This window comes from Corynebacterium sp. UMB10119B, from assembly GCF_030228125.1.
Taxonomy (GTDB): domain Bacteria; phylum Actinomycetota; class Actinomycetes; order Mycobacteriales; family Mycobacteriaceae; genus Corynebacterium; species Corynebacterium pseudogenitalium.
This window is the reverse complement of sequence record NZ_JASPBG010000020.1, coordinates 1-18,838: the sequence shown is the minus strand read 5'-3', so window position 1 is coordinate 18,838 and position 18,838 is coordinate 1. Positions and strand designations below refer to the sequence as shown.

The window sequence follows — 18,838 nt, the reverse complement described above, 5'->3', positions numbered from 1 at the left end:
AAAACCATATCTGGTTGTTGTCCGAGGTCATCCCAGGAAACCAGATAGATTTATACACACAAAATGTCCCTTAAGCCTGGATTTTGGGAAGCGGCGTTGACAAAAGCCCAGGTCGGGGGTCGGCCAGGTGGGAATGTGGTGCGTACACAGAGGCCTCAGTGCCAAGAGACGCATGTTTGAATTCCGGCCTCCGCATTTCCGCAGGTCATAAATGTGCTAGTTGTTATCGGCTGCGTTGTTTGGCACCGGCACGAGGGGACTGACACCAAATTCCTGGATTTTGGGAAGTGGCGTTGGCAAAAGCCCAGGTCGGGGGTCGGCCAGGTGGGAATGTGGTGCGTACACAGAGGCCTCAGTGCCAAGAGACGCATGTTTGAATTCCGGCCTCCGCATTTCCGCAGTTCATAAATGTGCTAGATGTTATAGGTTGCGTCTTCTGGCACTGGCGGCCGAGATACGACACCAAATCCCGGGATTTTGGGAAGTGGCGTCGATAAAAGCCCAGGTCGCCGAAACTGCGTGAAGGAATGTGGTGCGCGGGGAGGGGCGGGTTCGGGCATGGGGGTGTCGGTGGGTACACTGCTGGCGTAATCGCAACCCCTAAGAAGGAGTCCTTTCCTATGCGTCACCACGCCGTAGCCGCAACGTTGTTGACCGCAACACTGCTGGTCACCGGGTGCACCGCCGAAAACTCAGCAGAAAACTCAGCCGAAAACACAGCCGAGCAGACGACCCAAACAACCCAGGAGGACACGACCCGCCTGCTCACGGACATCGACGGCACAGACGTGCGGGTGCCGAAGCAGGTGACGCGGTTGGCGGACACGTGGGACGTGAATAACCAGTTCGTGCTCATGCTCGGCGGCGGGGACACCCTGGTGGCTACCACTAAGGAAGCGAAGCGGCTGCCATGGCTGACGAAGATCTACCCGCACGTGACTGAGCTGCCGACGCCGGCATCGGGAACCCGGCTCAACGTGGAAGAGCTGAAGAAGGCCGACCCGGAGATGCTGCTGACCTCCTCGAAGGAACAGGTAGAGGCTGCGCAGGCGCAGGGGATCCCGGCGGCGAGGGTCGACTTTGATGACTTTGAGCAGCTGATGAAGTCCGTGCGCATTACGGCGAACGCGCTGGGCACCGAGGAGGCCGACCAGAAGGCGACCGAGTACGTGACCTACATGGAGCGCAACCTGAAGATGGTCGCGGACCGCCTGGGCGGCATGCCGGGGGAGAAGAAGCCGAAGGTGCTGCACATCGTTGGCGGGGAGGACGTCACGCAGGCGGACGGGCCGGACTCCCTGGTGGGGGAGTGGATTGCAGCGACGGGGGCTCGCAATGTGATCGAGGAGGTTGTGGACGTCACGACCGTCACCCCGCAAGACATTGTCGACGCCGCTCCGGACTTCATCATCGTGGGCGGTATGGAGGCGCAGCTGGGCGTCGATAAGCTGGTGAATGATCCTGCACTGGCGAACGTGCCTGCGGTGAAGCAGGGCAACGTGGTGAAGAACCCGGTGGGGACGTCGAACTGGGGCCGCTACTCGGCGGAGGAAGCGCTGCAGCTGCTGTGGGCAGCGAAGCTGTTCCACCCGGAGAAGTTTGAGGACGTCGACCTGGTTGCTGAGACGCAACAATTCTACTCAACGTTCTACGGATACGAGCTGAGCACCGAGGACGCGCAGCGGATCCTGGACGGCGAGGGCCCGGCGGCTTAAAAAAATTCTAAGAAGGCAAAGAAAAACCCGGCACCTCGTGTTCTAGGTGCCGGGTCTCTGCTTCGAATTTCTCTACTTGGGACTATACGGAACCAGCTGCGAAAAGGGGAATACCCGTGAGAAAATCGGCCTAAACTTTAAAGACAGGGACAACGAAGGTTTCTTAACTTTCTCTTAATTTCGCGCTGACCTTGGGGTATTCCAAATAGAAAAAAGTTTGAAAAACGGGGACACGTCACGCAGTTCAGCCCCGTACGGGGGAGGATGTAACGGGGGTAGCGGGAGTGTGACTCGCGACATAGCGAGTATGGGCTTGTGATTCCAGATGGTAGGTTAAGGGAGTACCTTATCCCCACTACGGAACGTTCGGCACGTACCTGCCGATGGAGGACCACATGGCATCAGTAACTTACGACAACGCAACGCGCATCTACCCGGGTGCGACCACGCCGAGTGTCGACAAGCTCAACCTTGAAATCGCGGACGGGGAGTTCCTCGTCCTCGTCGGCCCGTCCGGCTCCGGTAAGTCGACCGCGCTGCGCATGCTCGCCGGTCTCGAGGACACCAACGAAGGCCACATCCGCATCGGCGACCGCGACGTCACCCACGTCAGCCCGAAGGACCGCGACATCGCGATGGTCTTCCAGAACTACGCCCTGTACCCGCACATGACCGTGCGCGAGAACATGGGCTTCGCGCTGAAGATCGCCGGTATGGACAAGGCTGAGATCGATAAGCGAGTGGAAGAGGCCGCGAAGACCCTCGACCTGACCCAGTACCTCGACCGCAAGCCGAAGGCCCTGTCCGGTGGTCAGCGCCAGCGCGTGGCCATGGGTCGCGCCATCGTGCGCAAGCCACAGGTCTTCCTTATGGACGAGCCGCTGTCCAACCTGGACGCGAAACTGCGTGTGCAGACCCGTACCCAGATCGCGAACCTGCAGCGCCGCATGGGCGTGACCACCCTGTACGTCACCCACGACCAGACGGAAGCCCTCACCATGGGCGACCGCATCGCCGTGCTCAACTTCGGCGTCCTGCAGCAGGTCGGCACCCCGCGTGAGCTCTACGATCACCCGAATAACGTCTTCGTCGCAGGCTTCATCGGCTCCCCAGCCATGAACCTGTCCACCTTCGACGTCGACCTGAACGAGAAGGTGGCCAAGCTCGGCCGCGCCTCCATCCCGCTTTCCGACGAGCACATCTCCAACCTCACCGTGGAAGACGACGGCCAGGTCATCCTCGGCTTCCGCCCGGAGTCCCTGGAGGTCGTCGACGCAAACGCGCAGCACTCCATCCCGGTCGAAATCGACTTCGTGGAGGAGCTCGGCTCCGACTCCTACCTGTACGGCCACCTCGCAGGCGGCGGCTGGAAGGAAGAGGGCCTCGACGGAGAGACCTCCGGCCAGATCGTGGTGCGCACCGCGCCACTATCCGGCATCATGAAGGGCGACGTAGTCCACGTCCAGATCGTTGACGGTGGACTCCACGTCTTCAGCAAGGCAACTGGCCAGCGGATCTAAGGACACACATTGCGCGAGAAACTCAGCGTTGTCTCGCCCGTCTACGCACCAACACTGTTGAAAATGCCGTGGGCGCAGCCACTCGAGGACTGGTCCTCCGACCTCCTCGCGGCGCTGCCCCGCGGCATTTCGCGCCACACGGTGCGCCTCATCGAAGCTGACGGGCTGGTCTTCGCAGTCAAGGAAATCGGCGGGGAAGTCGCCTACCACGAGTACAACATGCTCAGGAGGCTTCAAGAGCTCGACGCCCCCTGTGTCGTCCCCGTCGCCGTCATCACGCACCGCGTCGACGAACACGGCGAGGAACTCACCCCCTGCCTAGTCACGGAGCACCTGCGGTTCTCACTTCCGTACCGCGACGTGTTCTCCCGCGACATCACCGTCGACACCATCAACAAACTGGTGCGCGCCCTGGCGGTGCTGCTGGTGCGCCTGCACCTGCTGCACTTCTACTGGGGCGACGTCTCCCTGTCCAACACCCTGTTCCGGCGCGACGCCGACCAGTTCTCCGCCTACCTCGTGGACGCTGAAACCGGCGAGTTCCACGACCCCATCTCCGACGGACGACGCCTCTACGACGTCGACGTCGCCCGCGTCAACATCATCGGCGAGATGATGGACCTGCAGGCAGGCGGCTACCTCAGCGAGGACGTCGACGTCATCACCCTTGGCAACGATATCGCCTCCACCTACAACGAACTGTGGGACCTGATGACAGGGGAGCTCATCGTCGAAGGTGATGCGTTCGGGGCGATCGCTGGGCGCGTCGCAAAGATTAATGAGCTGGGCTTCGACGTCGGCGAAGTCGAGATCGAACACGACGGGGAAGACACCTACCGGGTGATCATCGAACCCGCCGTCTTCTCCACAGGGTTCTACCAGAAAAAGCTGCTGCGGCTCACCGGGCTTGAGGTGCAGGACCGGCAGGCGCAGCGCCTCCTCGGCGAGATGGAGGTCTACCGCGCCGTGCGCTACGGCGGCAAGCTCCCCCTCGAAGCCGTCGCGCACCGCTGGATGGTAAAGAACTACGAACCCATCGTGGAACTCATCCCGCCGCAGCTGCGCGAGAAGCTCGAACCCGCGCAGATTTTCCACGAAATCCTGGATCACCGCTGGTTCATGAGCCAAAACGACCAGCGCTACGTCACCTTGGCCGAGGCGGCGCAGTCCTATTTCGATCATGTGCTGCCGGGGCATCCGGACGAAGCAATCGTCTATAAATTACCCCCGGAGATGTGACGCGGGCCATAATGTTTGCCGTGCTCCATAAATGGTCACTATGCTGAGGTAGTACCTTATAACGCGCCGTGAACCGCATCGGGTAACGCTGGCAAGGAGCACGGCTACACATGAAGGATGGCCCATGAAGAAATTCACGCGAGCTTTTGCCTCAACCGCTGTCGCAGCACTGGCAGCATCCGCCCTCGTCGCCTGTGGCGGCGGTGGCGACACCGAAGGTCCGAACGTCTACTTCCTCAACTTCAAGCCTGAGCAGGACGCGACCTACCAAGCAATCGCCGAAGAGTACACCGCAGAGACCGGCGTCCCAGTCAAGGTCGTCACCGCGGCGTCCGGCAACTACGAGCAGACCCTGCGCACCGAGGTCGGCAAGTCCGACGCTCCGACGCTCTTCCAGATGAACGGCCCAACCGGCTTCAAGACCTGGAAGGACTACACCGCAGACCTGTCCGACTTCTCCCTCGCGCAGGACCTCAACGAGGACGTCACCCCGCTCACCGCGGAAGACGGCACCGTGCGCGGCATCCCGTTCGCAGTTGAAGGCTTCGGCATCATCTACAACGAGGACATCACCGATAAGTACTTCGCACTGCCAAACCCGGCAGTCGCCTCCATGGACGAAGTCAAGAACTTCGAATCCCTGAAGAAGCTCGCCGAAGACATGCAGTCGAAGAAGGACGAGCTTGGCATCGACGGCACCTTCGCCTCCACCTCCCTCACCAGCGGTGAGGACTGGCGCTGGCAGACGCACCTGGCCAACGGCCCGATGCACTTCGAGTTCGAGGACCTCGGCACCACCGACGCAGAGGACGTCACCTTCAAGTACAACAAGGAGTTCAAGAACCTCTTTGACCTGTACCTGAACAACTCCACCGTCGCGCCGACCCTGGCACCGTCCAAGGCAGTCTCCGACTCCATGGCAGAGTTCGCACTCGGCCAGGCAGCCTTCGTCCAGAACGGTAACTGGGCATGGTCGCAGATCGCCGACGTGAACGGCAACGTCGTGAAGGAAGACAAGATCAAGTTCCTCCCGATGTACATGGGCCTCCCAGATGAGGAGAAGACCGGCATCAACGTCGGCACCGAGAACTACCTCGCCATCAACGCCAAGGCTCCAGAAGAGGACCAGCAGGCCACCAAGGACTTCCTGAACTGGCTGTTCACCTCCGAGGCAGGCAAGAAGCACGTCATCGAGGACCTCGGCTTCATCGCGCCGTTCAAGAACTACACGGAGACCGACGTCCCGGCAGACCCACTGGCACGCCAGGTGCAGGAGGCAATCTCCAACACCGAGCTGACCACCCTGCCATGGGACTTCCAGTTCTTCCCATCCCAGCAGTTCAAGGATGACTTCGGCGGCAACCTCGCCCAGTACGCATCCGGCAACATGGAGTGGGCAGACGTCGTCGCTAAGTTCAGCGAGGACTGGAAGGCCGAAAAGGGCTCCAACTAAGCACTGAACATGTTGTAAACCAGAGCGCGGGGTGTGCGAACAGCGCACTCCGCGCTTTTTATTCCCCAGATAGGCACCACAAATGCAGCAATCACTGAAGAAATATTTCCCAATCTTCGTACTGCCGACGCTGCTTGCGTTCTTGATCGCCTTCCTTGCCCCATTCGTCATTGGTTTCCTGCTGTCATTCACCAGCTTCCACACCATCACCGACGCAACCTGGGTAGGAGTCGACAACTACGTCCAAGCGTTCCAAGCACGAGAAGGCTTCGTCCGAGCGTTCGGATTCACCGCCCTCGTCTCCATCGTTTCCATCATCACCGTCAACGTCTTCGCGTTCGCAATCGCCTGGACACTGACACGGAAACTCAAAGGCACCAACTTCTTCCGTACCGTATTCTTCATGCCGAACCTCATCGGCGGCATCGTCCTCGGCTACACATGGCAATCCATGATCAACGCCGTGCTCGCCCAATACGGCACCACGATTGTCTCCGACTGGAAGTACGGCTACCTCGGCCTGGTCATCCTCATTAACTGGCAGCTCGTCGGCTACATGATGATCATCTACATCGCCGGCCTGCAGAACGTGCCACCAGAGCTCATCGAAGCAGCAGAACTCGACGGCGTCTCCAAGTGGGAAATGCTCCGCCACGTGACCATCCCAATGATCATGCCGTCCATCACCATCTGCCTCTTCCTGACCCTGTCCAACACCTTCAAACTCTTCGACCAGAACCTCGCGCTCACCAACGGTGCACCAGGCGGCGCAACCGAAATGGTCGCTCTGAACATCGTCAACACGATGTTCCTGCGCAACAACGTCGAGGGCGTCGGCCAAGCAAAGGCCGTCATCTTCGTCGTAGTGGTCGTCGTCATCGCAATGTTCCAGCTGCGCGCAACACGCAGCAAGGAAGTGGAGGCATAACCCATGGCAACCAAAACAAAGGCACCCGTCACCGCCTCCGAGGCGAGCGTCAGCGGCCCAGCCAAAGTACTCATCTACGCGGTGCTGGTATTCCTCACCGTGGTCTTCCTCGGACCAATCGTGTTCATCTTCCTGAACTCCTTCAAGCAGAAGTTCGCAATCTCCAACAACCCATTCGCCATCCCACTCGGCGACATGTGGGCCGGACTCGAAAACTACATCACCGGCATCCAAGGCGAAGGCTTCGCGTGGGCCATCGTGTGGTCCTTCACCATCACGATCCTCTCCGTCGCCTCCATCGTCTTCTTCTCCTCGATGACCGCCTACTACATCACCCGCGTGAAAACGTGGTGGACGTCCACGCTGTACTACCTGTTCGTGTTCTCCATGGTCATCCCGTTCCAGATGGTGATGTTCCCAACCGTCACCATCGCCGACCGCCTCGGCCTGGCCAACCCGCTCGGCATGGTGGTGCTCTACACCGGCTTCGGTGCAGGCCTATCCGTCTTCATGTTCGCCGGCTTCGTCAAGTCGATTCCGCTCGAGATTGAAGAAGCAGCAACCATCGACGGCTGCAGCCCACTGCAAACGTTCTTCCGCGTCGTCCTCCCGATGCTCAAGCCAACCGCAGTGACCGTCGCCATCCTCAACGCAATGTGGGTCTGGAACGACTACCTGCTGCCATACCTCGTCATCGGCCTGTCCACCCCATACCGCACCATCCCAGTGGTCATCCAGCAGTTCGTTGGATCCCAGGGCAACCGCGACATGGGCGCAATGATGGCAATGCTCGTGCTCGCCATCGTCCCGATCATCATCTTCTACATGTCTTCCCAGAAGCACATCGTGGAGGGTGTCGCAGCTGGCGCCGTGAAGGGATAACATGCTGGCGTGAGCCTTTTCAATCCCGATTCCCGATTTATGTCCGCCTTCACCTTGATGGCGGACATTGTCATTGTCAACATGCTTTTCGTGCTGTCCAGCCTGCCCATCGTGACGGGCGGCATGGCGATCCGCGCGGCGAACGTCGTCACCGGCTACATGGTCGAAGGGCGCGGCTCCCGCTACGGGCTGCACTACCTCCGCGAGTTCCGCTACGGCGGCGGCAAATTCGGTGGCGCCTCCACCCAGTGGTGGGGGATCCTCGTCGCCCTCGGCCTCGGCGTTATCTACCAACAGTGGGTCATCTTTCAAGCAGGTATCGACGGCCACCTCCTCAACCTCACGCAAGGGCTCACCCTGTCCGGCATTCTCATCATCGCCGGCATCAGCGTGTGGTTCTTCGCCCTCCAGGCGCAGCTGGACCTCCAGGCGACCTCAGAAGGGCAGCAAAAAGCGCCCCTGGGCGAAACCCTGGGGCGCTCCGTGATCCTCACGTTCCAGCAACTGCCACGCACCCTCGGCGCACTCCTGTGCATCGGGGCGGCGGCATCCCTGCCGCTGTGGACCTCAGTTGCCGTGTGGGTCCCCGCCTACTTCTTTTTGGTGCCGGCGCTCACGCTGTTTCTTGTGCAGCTGCTCGTCGCGGCACCGCTCGGGCGGGGGCTCGCTAGCGACTAGGCGTCCTGCGCCTGAATCTCCTTAGCGCGTTCCATATCCTGCGTGACGATCTTGCCCTTCGCGAAACGGTTCACAATCATCGCGATCGCGCCGTCACCGGTCACGTTCGCCGCGGTACCGAAGGAGTCAACCACAATGTAAGCGGCGATCATCAGGGAGATCATCGACTCGTCGAAGCCGAGGTTCGCCTGCAGCAGGCCAACAGCCGCCATGATCGCGCCACCAGGCACGCCCGGCGCAGCAATCATCATGATGCCAAGCAGCAACACGAAGCCGACGACCGCGCCACCGGTGATCGGCAGCTGCGCCATGAACACAATCGCCAGGGCGTACAGCGTAATCTTCATCATCGAACCGGACAGGTGAATCGTCGCGCACAGCGGCACGATGAAGCCCGCCACGTTCTCGTCCACCTTGTTCTTCAAGGTGGACTCGTACGTCACCGGAATCGTCGCCGCCGACGAAGACGTACCCAGCGCGGTGAAGTACGCCGGCAACATGTTCTTCAGCGCCGTGAACGGGTTCTGACCAGCCACCGCACCCGCGATCAAGTACTGGCCCAGCACGATCACGATCGTCATGCCGACCGAGAGCAGCAGCACCACGCCGAACGCGGCCATCGTCGAACCGAAGTTCTCGTTCATAGCCAGGTTCAGGAACGTACCGAAAATGAACAGCGGCAGCAGCGGAATAACGAAGCTCTGGACCACCTTCATAATCACGTCACGCAGCTCGTTGAGCACCTCGTGCATCGTGCGGGACTTCACCGTGGTCATCGCGATACCAATCACGAACGCGAGCAGCAACGCCGACATCACCTCAAACGGTGCAGGCATTTCCACCTCGAAGAACGGCGACAGGCCGCCCTCGGAGGGGTCGTCGATATCTGTACGCAGCTGCGTACCAGCCAGCAACGTTGGGTAGAGTGCTGAAGCCACACCCCAGGCAATCAGGCCGGAAATGATCGTGGATCCGTAGGCGACCCCGGCCGTGATACCCAACCACTTACCCGCGCCCTTGCCCAGGCCCGCAATCGCGGGGGCGATCAGGGAGAAGATGAGGATTGGGACGAAGAATCCCAGGAAGTTCGAGAACAGGCCATTGAACGTCACGAAGACGCGCGCGAGCCAGTCAGGAAAGAAAAAACTGCACAGAAAGCCGGCGACGATCGCCACGACAATCCAGAAGAGCAGCGAGCTCAACACTTTCGATTTCATTGTTGCACCTTTAATACGAGGCGATGGACAGATCCACAGGCGAAAAACCTGTGATGGTTATGCTATACGGTATGTTGCTTGCACAGAGCCCTAATGGGCCATTTTCTGACACAAGTTCCATAAATACTATCATTGGGATACTCCTTATAGTATTCACTGTGGCACTTCTCATACCCGGCGTCCTCGCGACCGCCGGGAAGCTGCCCGGCAACGGCGTGATCGGGCTGCGTGTCCCGGAAGTTCGCAAGCACGAGTCCACTTGGCGCCAAGCACACCGCGTCACCGGCCCCTTCTGGGTGCTCGCCGCAGTCGCCTTCGCCATCGGCGCCGCCTTTGCATTTATTGCATACGGCTGGATGTGGATTCTCGTCGCCGTGGCGGTCATCGCCGCACTCGTGAGCATCTCCGTCGGCGGCAACTTCGGAGCCCGCGCCGCCGCGCTTGTCGACGCCGCCCTGGACGCCTCAGACTCAGACTCCTCAGACGAGCCCGCCGTGGACCTCGGCGCGCTACGCAAGGCCGCCGGGAAGGCGGACGAACAGCAGTAGCAGTTTTATATTCACGCTGTACGCAGGGAGTTTGGTGGTTCCGCGTACAGCGTTCGCTCTCTCCGCTACCTTTACACCTATGACTTTCACGACTCAGAAGAACTGGTGGTGGCTCCCGAACACGGCGAGCCGCCTCTTCTAGTACGTTCTAGAGTCCCAACAACGGCCCGCCGGCTTGTAACCACAAGCACCGCGGGCCGTTTGCTTTGGCTCACACGCCCTCGGTGTACCAACACACGAAGGACGACCATGAGCACACACACCACCCGCCGCGTGAAGTACCACGCGGACGCCGCCAGCCTCTTCGCGCATCTCGGCGGCACCACGACCCGGGACACCGTCCTGCTGGAATCCGCCGACATCACCACCCGCTCCGGTATCCAATCAGTCGCGGTGCTGCGGGCCGCGGTGCGCGTCACCTGCTCGGGCAGCCACGTACACGTCGAGCCATTGACCCCCTTCGGGCGCACGGTGGCTGCTCAACTGCGGGAGCAGCTGGGGGAGTACCACGTCGGCGAGAACGTCTACGCGTTTCCGCCTGTTGCCGCTGCTGTTGTTGCGGACGAGCGCGAGCGCCTCACCGCCACCTCTACCGTCGAAGTGTTGCGTGCGCTCCGCCGCTTCGGGTTCCTCGCCGGTGGCTTCGCCTACGACTACCTCGAAACCTTCGAGGCGCTTCCGGCCGTCGCCGACGGCGCCAACACCTACCCCGACTACCAGTTCGTCCTCGCCGAAGTGCTCCTGCGCATCGACCACCAATCACAGACCGCAACGCTCAGCGGGATTGGGATTGACGAGCTCGCCGAGCATATCGACGCCGCTTCGCCCACGCCCTTACGTTCTTCGGAGGGGCCCGGCGGCACCCTGGTTGCTCGCGCCGACATCCCCGACGCGCAGTTCTGCGCCGACGTGGAGCGACTCAAGGAACACATCTACAACGGGGACATCTACCAAGTCGTGCCCGCCCGCAGCTTCGTCACCGACTGCCCGGACGCGTTCGCCGCGTACCTCCAACTGCGCGCGACTAATCCTTCGCCGTACATGTTTTACCAAAGGGGCGTCGATAAGCATGGTGAGCCTTTCGAGCTCTTCGGCGCCTCCCCCGAGTCCAACCTGAAGTACACCAACGCCGACCGCGAGGTGCAGCTGTACCCGATCGCGGGGACGCGGCCGCGCGGGCTTGCCGCGGACGGGACGGTCGACCACGAGCTGGACACGCGGATGGAGCTGCAGCTGCGCACCGACGCCAAAGAAGTCGCCGAGCACACCATGCTCGTGGACCTCGCGCGCAACGACGTCGCCCGCGTTGCGGAGCCCGGCACGCGGCGAGTTGCCGAGTTGCTGCAGGTAGACCGGTATTCGCGCGTCATGCACCTCGTATCCCGGGTCTCAGCGCGGCTGGCTGGGGACCTCGACGCACTCGACGCGTACCGGGCGTGCATGAACATGGGCACGCTCACCGGGGCGCCGAAGCTGCGCGCCACTTCGCTGATCCGCTCGCTCGAGGGCGCGCGGCGCGGGTCTTACGGCGGAGCAGTCGGCTACCTGGACAGCAACGGCGACTTTGACACCTGCATCGTGATCCGTTCCGCGTACGTCACCGGCGGGAAGGCGATCGTGCAGGCGGGTGCCGGAGTCGTGCGCGACTCCAACCCGCAGTCCGAAGCCGACGAGACGCTGCACAAGGCGTACGCGGTACTCAACGCCATCGCGCTGGCCGCCGGCGCAGAACTGGAGGTAACCAAATGATTGTGCTGCTGGATAACCAGGACTCGTTCGTTTACAACTTGGTGGACGCGCTTGCTGAGCATGAGTCAGTAGTGTTCCGTAACACTGTTGACGCGGACTCAATACTGGCGCTGGATCCTTCACTGATCGTGCTTTCACCAGGCCCTGGGTACCCGGCCGATGCCGGCTGCATGCCCGAGCTGATCCGCCGAGCGCAGGGCAGCGTGCCGATGCTCGGCATCTGCCTCGGCTACCAGGCCCTCGTAGAACACTTCGGCGGCACCGTCCAGCCCTGTGGGCCCGTCCACGGCGTCTCGGACACCATGAGACTAACGTCGGAGGGCCTTGCGTCCGGGCTCTTCCGCGGCATGACCAGCCAGCTCGGACACCCCGGGCGCGACGTGCCGGTCGCGCGCTACCACTCGCTCGGGGCGGTGTCCCTCCCTACGGGAATGCACGCTTTGGCACGCACCGGGGACATCGTCATGGCCGCCGCAACCGACGACGGCATGTCCATCGGGCTGCAATTCCACCCCGAATCGATCCTCACACCCGCAGGCCCAACGATGCTGCGCCGGTGCGTCGACAAGCTGAAGAAAGGAAACTAACCATGGCAACCGAACGATCCCTGACCACCCTCAAGCGCTTCCTGGACAACCGGGAGCCGACACTCGAGGAAGCCATCGAGGCATTCACCCCGCTCACCGTCGGCGACTACGACGACGTCCACATCGCAGCACTCCTGGCCACGATCCGCACCCGCGGCGAAACCTTCGCCGACATCGCCGGCGCGGCACGCGCGTTCCTCGCCGCAGGCCGACCGTTCCCGGTGACGGGGGAGGGGCTGATGGACACCGCCGGCACCGGCGGCGACGGCGCAAACACCATCAACATCACCACCGCGGCATCGTTGGTGGCGGCCGCTGGCGGAGTGCCCATGATCAAGTGCGGCAACCGCTCGGTGTCCTCGAAGTCCGGCTCCGCTGACGTCCTCGAGGCCCTGAACATCCCACTCGACCTCGACCCCTCGCGCGCGGTGCGACAGTTCGAATCCTCCAACTTCACCTTCCTCTTCGCACCGGCGTACAACCCGGCCATCGCGCACGTGCAGCCGGTGCGCAAGGCGCTCGGCGTTTCCACGCTGTTTAACACGATGGGACCGCTGCTCTCGCCGGCGCGGCCGGAATACCAGATCATGGGCATCGCCAACCCGGCGCAGGGACGCGTCATCGCTGAGACGATGCGCGAGCTGGGGCGGGGGCGCGCGCTCGTCGTCCACGGTGCAGGAACCGATGAGCTGGCGGTCCACGGCGAGTCGCAGGTCTGGGAGCTGGGCCGGGACGGTTCCATCACTGAATACGTGCTTACGCCGGAGGAACTCGGCCTCAAGCGCTGCTCGCTCGAGGACCTACGCGGCGGCGACGGCGTGGAGAATGCCGCCGCCATCCGCGCGACGTTCGCGGGGGAGGGCCCGGAGGCGCACCGCTCGGCCGTCGCCGCCGGTGCGGGTGCCATGTTCTACCTCAACGGCACAGCGCCGACCATCGCCGACGGCGTCACCCACGCCCTCAACCTGCTTGCCGACGGCACCGTGCAAGCATGGTTGCAACGACACGAGGAGGCTGATTACAGTGCCTAAACAATTACCCACCGTGCTCGAAGGGATCGTGGCAAGCCGACGCGGCGATTTGGCAGCGATCCGCGAGCGTCTTGCCCACGTGAATGTCGCAGCGCTGCCGCGCTCGGAGCGTTCACTCTACGACAACCTGAAGCGCGAGGGCACCAGCTTCATCATGGAATGCAAGTCCTCCTCGCCGTCCCTCGGCCTGATCCGCGCCGACTACAAGCCAGGGGAAATCGCCTCGGTATACTCACGCTACGCCGCCGGCATCTCCGTGCTGTGCGAGCCCTCCCGCTTCGGCGGCGACTACGACCACCTGGCCACGGTCGCCTCAAGCACGCACCTGCCCGTGCTCTGCAAGGACTTCGTCATCGACGAAGCCCAGGTCTACGCCGCGCGCTACTTCGGCGCCGACGCTATCCTGCTCATGCTCTCGATTCTTGACGACGCCAGCTACGCCCACCTCTCCGGCCGCGCCGAGTCCCTCGGGATGGACGTGCTCACCGAAGTGATTAGCGAGGAGGAGGCCGTGCGGGCTGGTCGACTCGGCGCGCGGATCTTCGGCGTGAACCACCGGAACCTCCACGACCTGTCGATTGACCTAACGCGCTCCGCCCGGTTGGCGCGACTCGCTCCTGCCGAAGCGGCGGTGGTGTCGGAGTCCGGCATCCGGTCCGTGGAGACTGTGCGTCAGCTCGGCGGGCACTCGGACGGGTTCCTGGTCGGATCGCAGCTGACCAGCCAGCCGGACATCGACCTGGCCGCCCGGGAGTTGGTGTACGGGCCGAACAAGGTGTGTGGGCTGACATCGTGGAGTGCTGCGCAAGCTGCCAAGGCGGCGGGCGCGGTGTACGGCGGGCTCATCTTTGAGGAGTCGAGCCCGCGCAATGTTTCACGTGAAACATCGGCGGACATCATCGCGCACGAGCCAGGGCTGCGGTACGTCGCGGTTTCCCGCCGCACGTCCGGGTACGGCGAACTAATCCAGCCCGGCATCCACGCCGTGCAGGTGCACGCGCCGTACCAGGGATCGCTCGAGGCAGAACGCTCCCTGGTCGAGCGGGTGCGCGCAGAGATCGGGGAGGGCGTCGAGCTCTGGCGGGCGGTCTCCATGAGTGAGTCATCCGGCGTAGAGGTTGCGCTGGGGATCCTAGGGGGCGTCGACAAGCTGGTGCTCGACGCGCGCGACGGCGGTTCCGGCGAGACCTTCCGCTGGGCCGACATCCCGGACGAGGTACGCGGCGACTCGCTCCTCGCCGGCGGGCTGCACCTGGGCAACCTTGCGGACGCGCTCGCCGTCGGCTGCTCCGGCGTAGACCTCAACTCGGGCGTCGAATACCCTGCTCAGGCCGGGCGTAAGGACGCGGGCGCGCTGCGGCGGGCCTTCGAGATCATCGGCAACTACCACTACCCAAGGACAGAAAATGACTGATTACACCCACGGCGGCAGCACCATCCTGCCCGCATACTACGGCGAATTCGGCGGGCAATTCGTCCCCGAATCGCTCCTGCCGGCGCTTGACCAACTCGAGCGAGCGTTTGTCGACGCCCTCGCCGACGAAACCTTCATGGCCGAATACCGCGCGATGCTTCGCGACTACCTCGGCCGACCGACCCCGCTTACCGAATGTCGCAATCTGCCCCTCAACTGCGCGAACGCGCGCATCTTCCTCAAGCGCGAGGACCTCGTGCACGGCGGCGCACACAAGACGAACCAGGTCATCGGCCAAGCACTACTGGCGAAGAAGATGGGCAAAACCCGCATCATTGCCGAGACCGGCGCCGGCCAACACGGCACCGCCACCGCGCTCGCCTGCGCTTTACTGGGTTTGGATTGCGTCATTTACATGGGCAAGACCGACATGGCGCGGCAGGAGCCAAACGTTTACCGCATGCGGCTGATGGGTGCTGAGGTAGTGGGCGTCGACTCCGGCGCCGGCACCCTGAAAGACGCCGTCAACGAGGCACTACGCGACTGGACCGCCACCTTCCACGAGTCACACTACCTGCTCGGCACCGCTGCCGGACCGCACCCGTTCCCCAAGATCGTCAAAGAGTTCCACCGCGTGATCTCCGCCGAGGCGAAAGCCCAGATGCTTGAGCACACCGGCGGACTGCCGGACGTCGTCTGCGCCTGCGTCGGTGGCGGCTCCAACGCCATCGGGATGTTCGCCGAGTTTATCGACGAGGAGGGCGTCGAACTCGTCGGCGTCGAACCCGGGGGAGAGGGCGTGGGCGTCGGCAAGCATGGCGCCGCGATTGCTGCCGGGACCGTCGGCATTCTGCACGGCACGCGCTCCTACCTGATGCGTGACACCGACGGCCAAGTGGCTGAGTCCTACTCAATATCCGCCGGCCTGGACTACCCCGCGGTCGGACCCGAGCACGCACACCTTGCCAAGACAGGCCGAGCGAAGTACGTTCCCGTCACCGACGAATCCGCCCTGCGTGCGTTCCAGTTGCTGTCACGGCACGAGGGCATCATCCCGGCGCTCGAGTCCTCGCATGCGTTGGCGTACGCGCTGCAGCGCGCGGCGTCCCACCCGGCTGACGCGGAACCGCTCACAATCCTCGTTTCCCTTTCGGGCCGCGGCGACAAGGACGTCGCCCACGTCCGCGCGACACTCGCCGAACACCCGGAATGGGTCGAAAGTTCACCGAAGGAGACCAACTAACATGTCCACCCCTACTACGTCACGTTACGAAAGACTCTTCGCCTCGCTGCATGAGAGGGGAGAGGGGGCCTTCGTCCCATTCATCATGCTTTCCGACCCAACCCCCGACGACGCCCTCCAAATCATCGACGCCGCCGTCACCGCCGGAGCCGACGCCCTCGAACTCGGCGTCCCGTTCTCCGACCCCGTCGCCGACGGCCCCGCCATCCAGGCGGCACACGTGCGGGCACTCGATGGCGGAGCGACCGTCGATAAGGCACTGTCACAAGTTCGGACGATCCGCGAGCGATACCCCGAGCTGCCGATCGGCATGCTGATCTACGCCAACGTCGCCTACGTGCGCGGTCCTTCCTCGTTCTACGAAGCGTTCCGAGAGGTCGGCGCGGACAGCGTGCTACTCCCGGACGTTCCGGTACGCGAATCGGCGCCGTTCAGCGAAGCTGCTCTTGCCGCGGGTGTCGACCCGATCTACATCGCCCCTGCCAAAGCCAGCCCGCAGACTTTGGAGGGCGTCGCCGCCCAGTCCCGCGGGTACATCTACGCCATCTCCCGTGACGGCGTGACCGGCGCCGACAAGGAAGCCTCCGTCGACGGCCTTCGCGAGGTAGTGGACAACGTGCAAGCATACGGCGGCGCCCCGGTGCTGCTCGGGTTCGGGATCTCCACACCGCAGCACGTCGCGGACGCAATCGCAGCCGGGGCAGCAGGCGCCATCACCGGCTCCGCGATTGCGAACATCGTGGCTAAATACACCGAACACACGCACCCAAACCCCGCACACATCACGGACATCGACGCGCTGACCGCCGAGCTGTCCTCCTATGTCGCGGCAATGAAACAGGCTACTATCAGGTCATGACTTGTTCACGACGCATGTTCCTCCTCGGCACCGCCACCACCTTCGCCGGCGCGTTCCTCGCCGCCTGCGGATCTGAACCAACCGCCGAGGTAGCCAAAACCCAAGTACCCGTCGGCAGCGCCGTCATCCTCGACGGCTTCATCATCGCCCAACCGACCGCCGGGGAGTACGTCGCATACTCCCAAACCTGCCCCCACCAGGGCCAGAAAATCACCAAGGTCGATGGGGACACTGTTCGCTGCACCGGCCACGGCTCCGTCTTCAGCATTATCGACGGCTCCGCAGTCTCCGGCCCAACGCAGAATCCACTGACCCCAGCGCAGCTGACAGAAGAGGGTGAAACGCTGAACGCGTCGATGTAAAACTGCTGATTTCTCGGCCTGCCTGGCGTGGTCTGCGTGGCTATCATGTGTGCATGCCAGGTTTTCTTCGCCGTATTGACCCCTTGCTCCTCGGCATCATCCTCGCCGCGGTACTCGCGTTCATTGCGCCCGCCCGAGGCTCCTTTGCCGAGGGCTTTTCCATTGCTGTCAAACTTGCAATCGGTTTGCTGTTTTTCCTCTATGGTGCACGTCTTTCCACCCGCGAGGCGCTGCAAGGTTTGACGAACTGGCGCCTGCATTCAATCATCCTTGCCTTCACGTTCATCGCATATCCTTTGATCGGCCTGGCCATGCGCCCCACAACCGCTTTCATTTCCGACCCGGTGTACCAGGGGATCCTCTACCTTTGCCTGGTGCCGTCGACCGTCCAGTCCTCAGTTGCACTGACGGGCATCGCGCGCGGCAATGTGCCGGGGGCGGTGGTGGCGGCGAGCCTGTCGTCGATAGTTGGTGTCGTAGCGACGCCCGCCCTCGTTATGGTCCTGATGGGTGCCGACAGTGGCATTCATATCGATGCATCCGTGTTCCGGAATGTTGCATTACAGTTGCTCCTTCCTTTCGTGCTGGGTCAGGTCGCTCGGGCAGTGGTGCCTGGTGTTGCTGGCTTCGCTGGGCGGAAAGCTACCAAGCTTGTTGACCGCGGGTCCATTTGGATGGTCGTGTACTCGGCGTTCTCAGCCGGTGTTGTTTCTGGCGTGTGGTCAAATGTTTCTGCGCTCGAGTTGGTCTTCCTCTCTGCGTTCGCTCTGGTTCTGGTTTGCGTCATGCTGTGGGTGACGCGGGTTGTCCCGGAGGCCTTGAGGTTCTCGAGGGCGGACACGGTAGCCATCCAGATGTGCGGGACGCAGAAGTCTTTGGCGGCGGGGCTGCCGATGGCGTCGGTTATCTTTGGCGGCGGTCAACTCGGTGTGCTGATTGTGCCGTTGATGGTCTACCATCTGATTCAGTTGATGACGTGCTCCGCGTACGTCTCGCGCATTGCCCAAACCACAGCTTCGAAGGAATAGTTTCACGTGAAACATTACGTCCGGATTCATTACAGCGCTCCAGATCTTGGGGGAGAGCTTCTCAATATTGCCGAACTTGAGGAGCTGAACCCTCGCGAATGTACGATGGTTCGGATGATCGAGCTGGACCCGAGCGAGACCATTACTGGCATTTATACCGACGGCAAAGTGATTGGTCAGGCGAATGAGCCGATGTCTATCGTTCCGCACCCAGACCTGTACGCACAGTTCGAGGGCATTTCTGCGACAGCCATTGCGGTAGAGGAGTTCGAGGCGCTGTGGGCTGAGGCTTGTAGTCTGCTGGGGCATGCTTAAACCTTGGGTGTGTCCCAATCCCACGTCGGTGCGGCTTCATCCGCAAACGAATCCACACCCCACCCATCCA

Annotated in this window: 18 protein-coding genes; 17 read left to right on the top strand and 1 reads right to left on the bottom strand. The window is 62.3% G+C overall.

Annotation, left to right across the window (positions count from 1 at the left end; translation table 11 throughout):
• Window positions 1-620: 620 nt before the first annotated feature.
• The 7 genes from QP802_RS10620 to QP802_RS10590 all read left to right on the top strand — a co-directional run bounded on the left by QP802_RS10620 (window position 621) and on the right by QP802_RS10590 (window position 8,415).
• Window positions 621-1,715, top strand: coding sequence for an ABC transporter substrate-binding protein (locus tag QP802_RS10620; protein WP_284818768.1), 1,095 nt, complete (start codon window positions 621-623; stop codon window positions 1,713-1,715).
• A 395-nt stretch (window positions 1,716-2,110) separates the two neighbouring features.
• On the top strand, window positions 2,111-3,235 hold the full coding sequence (locus QP802_RS10615; RefSeq protein WP_284818766.1) for an ABC transporter ATP-binding protein: 1,125 nt from the start codon (window positions 2,111-2,113) through the stop codon (window positions 3,233-3,235).
• A 9-nt stretch (window positions 3,236-3,244) separates the two neighbouring features.
• Window positions 3,245-4,474, top strand: a complete 1,230-nt coding sequence (locus QP802_RS10610; RefSeq protein WP_284818764.1) for a DUF4032 domain-containing protein — start codon at window positions 3,245-3,247, stop codon at window positions 4,472-4,474.
• A 124-nt stretch (window positions 4,475-4,598) separates the two neighbouring features.
• On the top strand, window positions 4,599-5,927 hold the full coding sequence (locus tag QP802_RS10605; RefSeq protein ID WP_256021821.1) for an ABC transporter substrate-binding protein: 1,329 nt from the start codon (window positions 4,599-4,601) through the stop codon (window positions 5,925-5,927).
• 82 nt (window positions 5,928-6,009) lie between these two features.
• Window positions 6,010-6,855 carry a carbohydrate ABC transporter permease gene (locus tag QP802_RS10600; RefSeq protein WP_070361626.1) on the top strand — a complete coding sequence of 282 codons (846 nt, stop codon included), beginning with the start codon at window positions 6,010-6,012 and terminating at the stop codon, window positions 6,853-6,855.
• Between the two features lie 3 nt (window positions 6,856-6,858).
• Window positions 6,859-7,737: a carbohydrate ABC transporter permease gene (locus QP802_RS10595; protein WP_284818761.1), complete on the top strand. Its 879-nt coding sequence runs from the start codon at window positions 6,859-6,861 to the stop codon at window positions 7,735-7,737.
• Window positions 7,738-7,746: 9 nt separating this feature from the next.
• On the top strand, window positions 7,747-8,415 hold the full coding sequence (locus QP802_RS10590; protein WP_284818759.1) for a MusI family membrane protein: 669 nt from the start codon (window positions 7,747-7,749) through the stop codon (window positions 8,413-8,415).
• On the opposite strand, the gene QP802_RS10585 is transcribed toward QP802_RS10590, so the two are convergent.
• Entirely contained in the window at window positions 8,412-9,632 is a 1,221-nt protein-coding gene (locus QP802_RS10585; protein ID WP_284818757.1) for a dicarboxylate/amino acid:cation symporter, read from the bottom strand. The genes QP802_RS10590 and QP802_RS10585 overlap by 4 nt on opposite strands.
• 158 nt (window positions 9,633-9,790) lie before the next feature.
• Between QP802_RS10585 and QP802_RS10580 the strand changes: the two genes are divergently transcribed.
• The 10 genes from QP802_RS10580 (at window position 9,791) to QP802_RS10535 (ending at window position 18,768) form a co-directional block, all read left to right on the top strand.
• Window positions 9,791-10,180, top strand: coding sequence for an SdpI family protein (locus QP802_RS10580; protein ID WP_256005797.1), 390 nt, complete (start codon window positions 9,791-9,793; stop codon window positions 10,178-10,180).
• 249 nt (window positions 10,181-10,429) lie between these two features.
• Window positions 10,430-11,929, top strand: a complete 1,500-nt coding sequence (locus QP802_RS10575) for an anthranilate synthase component 1 (RefSeq protein WP_284818755.1) — start codon at window positions 10,430-10,432, stop codon at window positions 11,927-11,929.
• Complete coding sequence (locus QP802_RS10570; protein WP_284818753.1) at window positions 11,926-12,516, top strand: glutamine amidotransferase-related protein; 591 nt, start codon at window positions 11,926-11,928, stop codon at window positions 12,514-12,516. The genes QP802_RS10575 and QP802_RS10570 overlap by 4 nt, the downstream gene beginning before the upstream one ends.
• Window positions 12,517-12,518: 2 nt before the next feature.
• Entirely contained in the window at window positions 12,519-13,547 is a 1,029-nt protein-coding gene (gene trpD, locus QP802_RS10565; protein ID WP_256008428.1) for an anthranilate phosphoribosyltransferase, read from the top strand.
• A complete protein-coding gene (gene trpCF, locus QP802_RS10560; protein ID WP_256008427.1) occupies window positions 13,540-14,961 on the top strand; it encodes a bifunctional indole-3-glycerol-phosphate synthase TrpC/phosphoribosylanthranilate isomerase TrpF in 1,422 nt (473 codons plus the stop codon). The genes trpD and trpCF overlap by 8 nt, the downstream gene beginning before the upstream one ends.
• Window positions 14,954-16,204 (top strand): tryptophan synthase subunit beta, encoded by a 1,251-nt coding sequence (gene trpB, locus QP802_RS10555; RefSeq protein WP_284818751.1) that lies wholly within the window; start codon window positions 14,954-14,956, stop codon window positions 16,202-16,204. The genes trpCF and trpB overlap by 8 nt, the downstream gene beginning before the upstream one ends.
• Window position 16,205: 1 nt before the next feature.
• Window positions 16,206-17,063, top strand: coding sequence for a tryptophan synthase subunit alpha (gene trpA / locus QP802_RS10550; RefSeq protein ID WP_284818750.1), 858 nt, complete (start codon window positions 16,206-16,208; stop codon window positions 17,061-17,063).
• A 14-nt stretch (window positions 17,064-17,077) separates the two neighbouring features.
• Window positions 17,078-17,425, top strand: coding sequence for a Rieske (2Fe-2S) protein (locus QP802_RS10545; RefSeq protein ID WP_070478614.1), 348 nt, complete (start codon window positions 17,078-17,080; stop codon window positions 17,423-17,425).
• 53 nt (window positions 17,426-17,478) lie between these two features.
• Window positions 17,479-18,453 carry a bile acid:sodium symporter family protein gene (locus tag QP802_RS10540; protein ID WP_284818747.1) on the top strand — a complete coding sequence of 325 codons (975 nt, stop codon included), beginning with the start codon at window positions 17,479-17,481 and terminating at the stop codon, window positions 18,451-18,453.
• A gap of 6 nt (window positions 18,454-18,459) precedes the next feature.
• On the top strand, window positions 18,460-18,768 hold the full coding sequence (locus tag QP802_RS10535; RefSeq protein ID WP_070975444.1) for a hypothetical protein: 309 nt from the start codon (window positions 18,460-18,462) through the stop codon (window positions 18,766-18,768).
• Window positions 18,769-18,838: the final 70 nt, after the last annotated feature.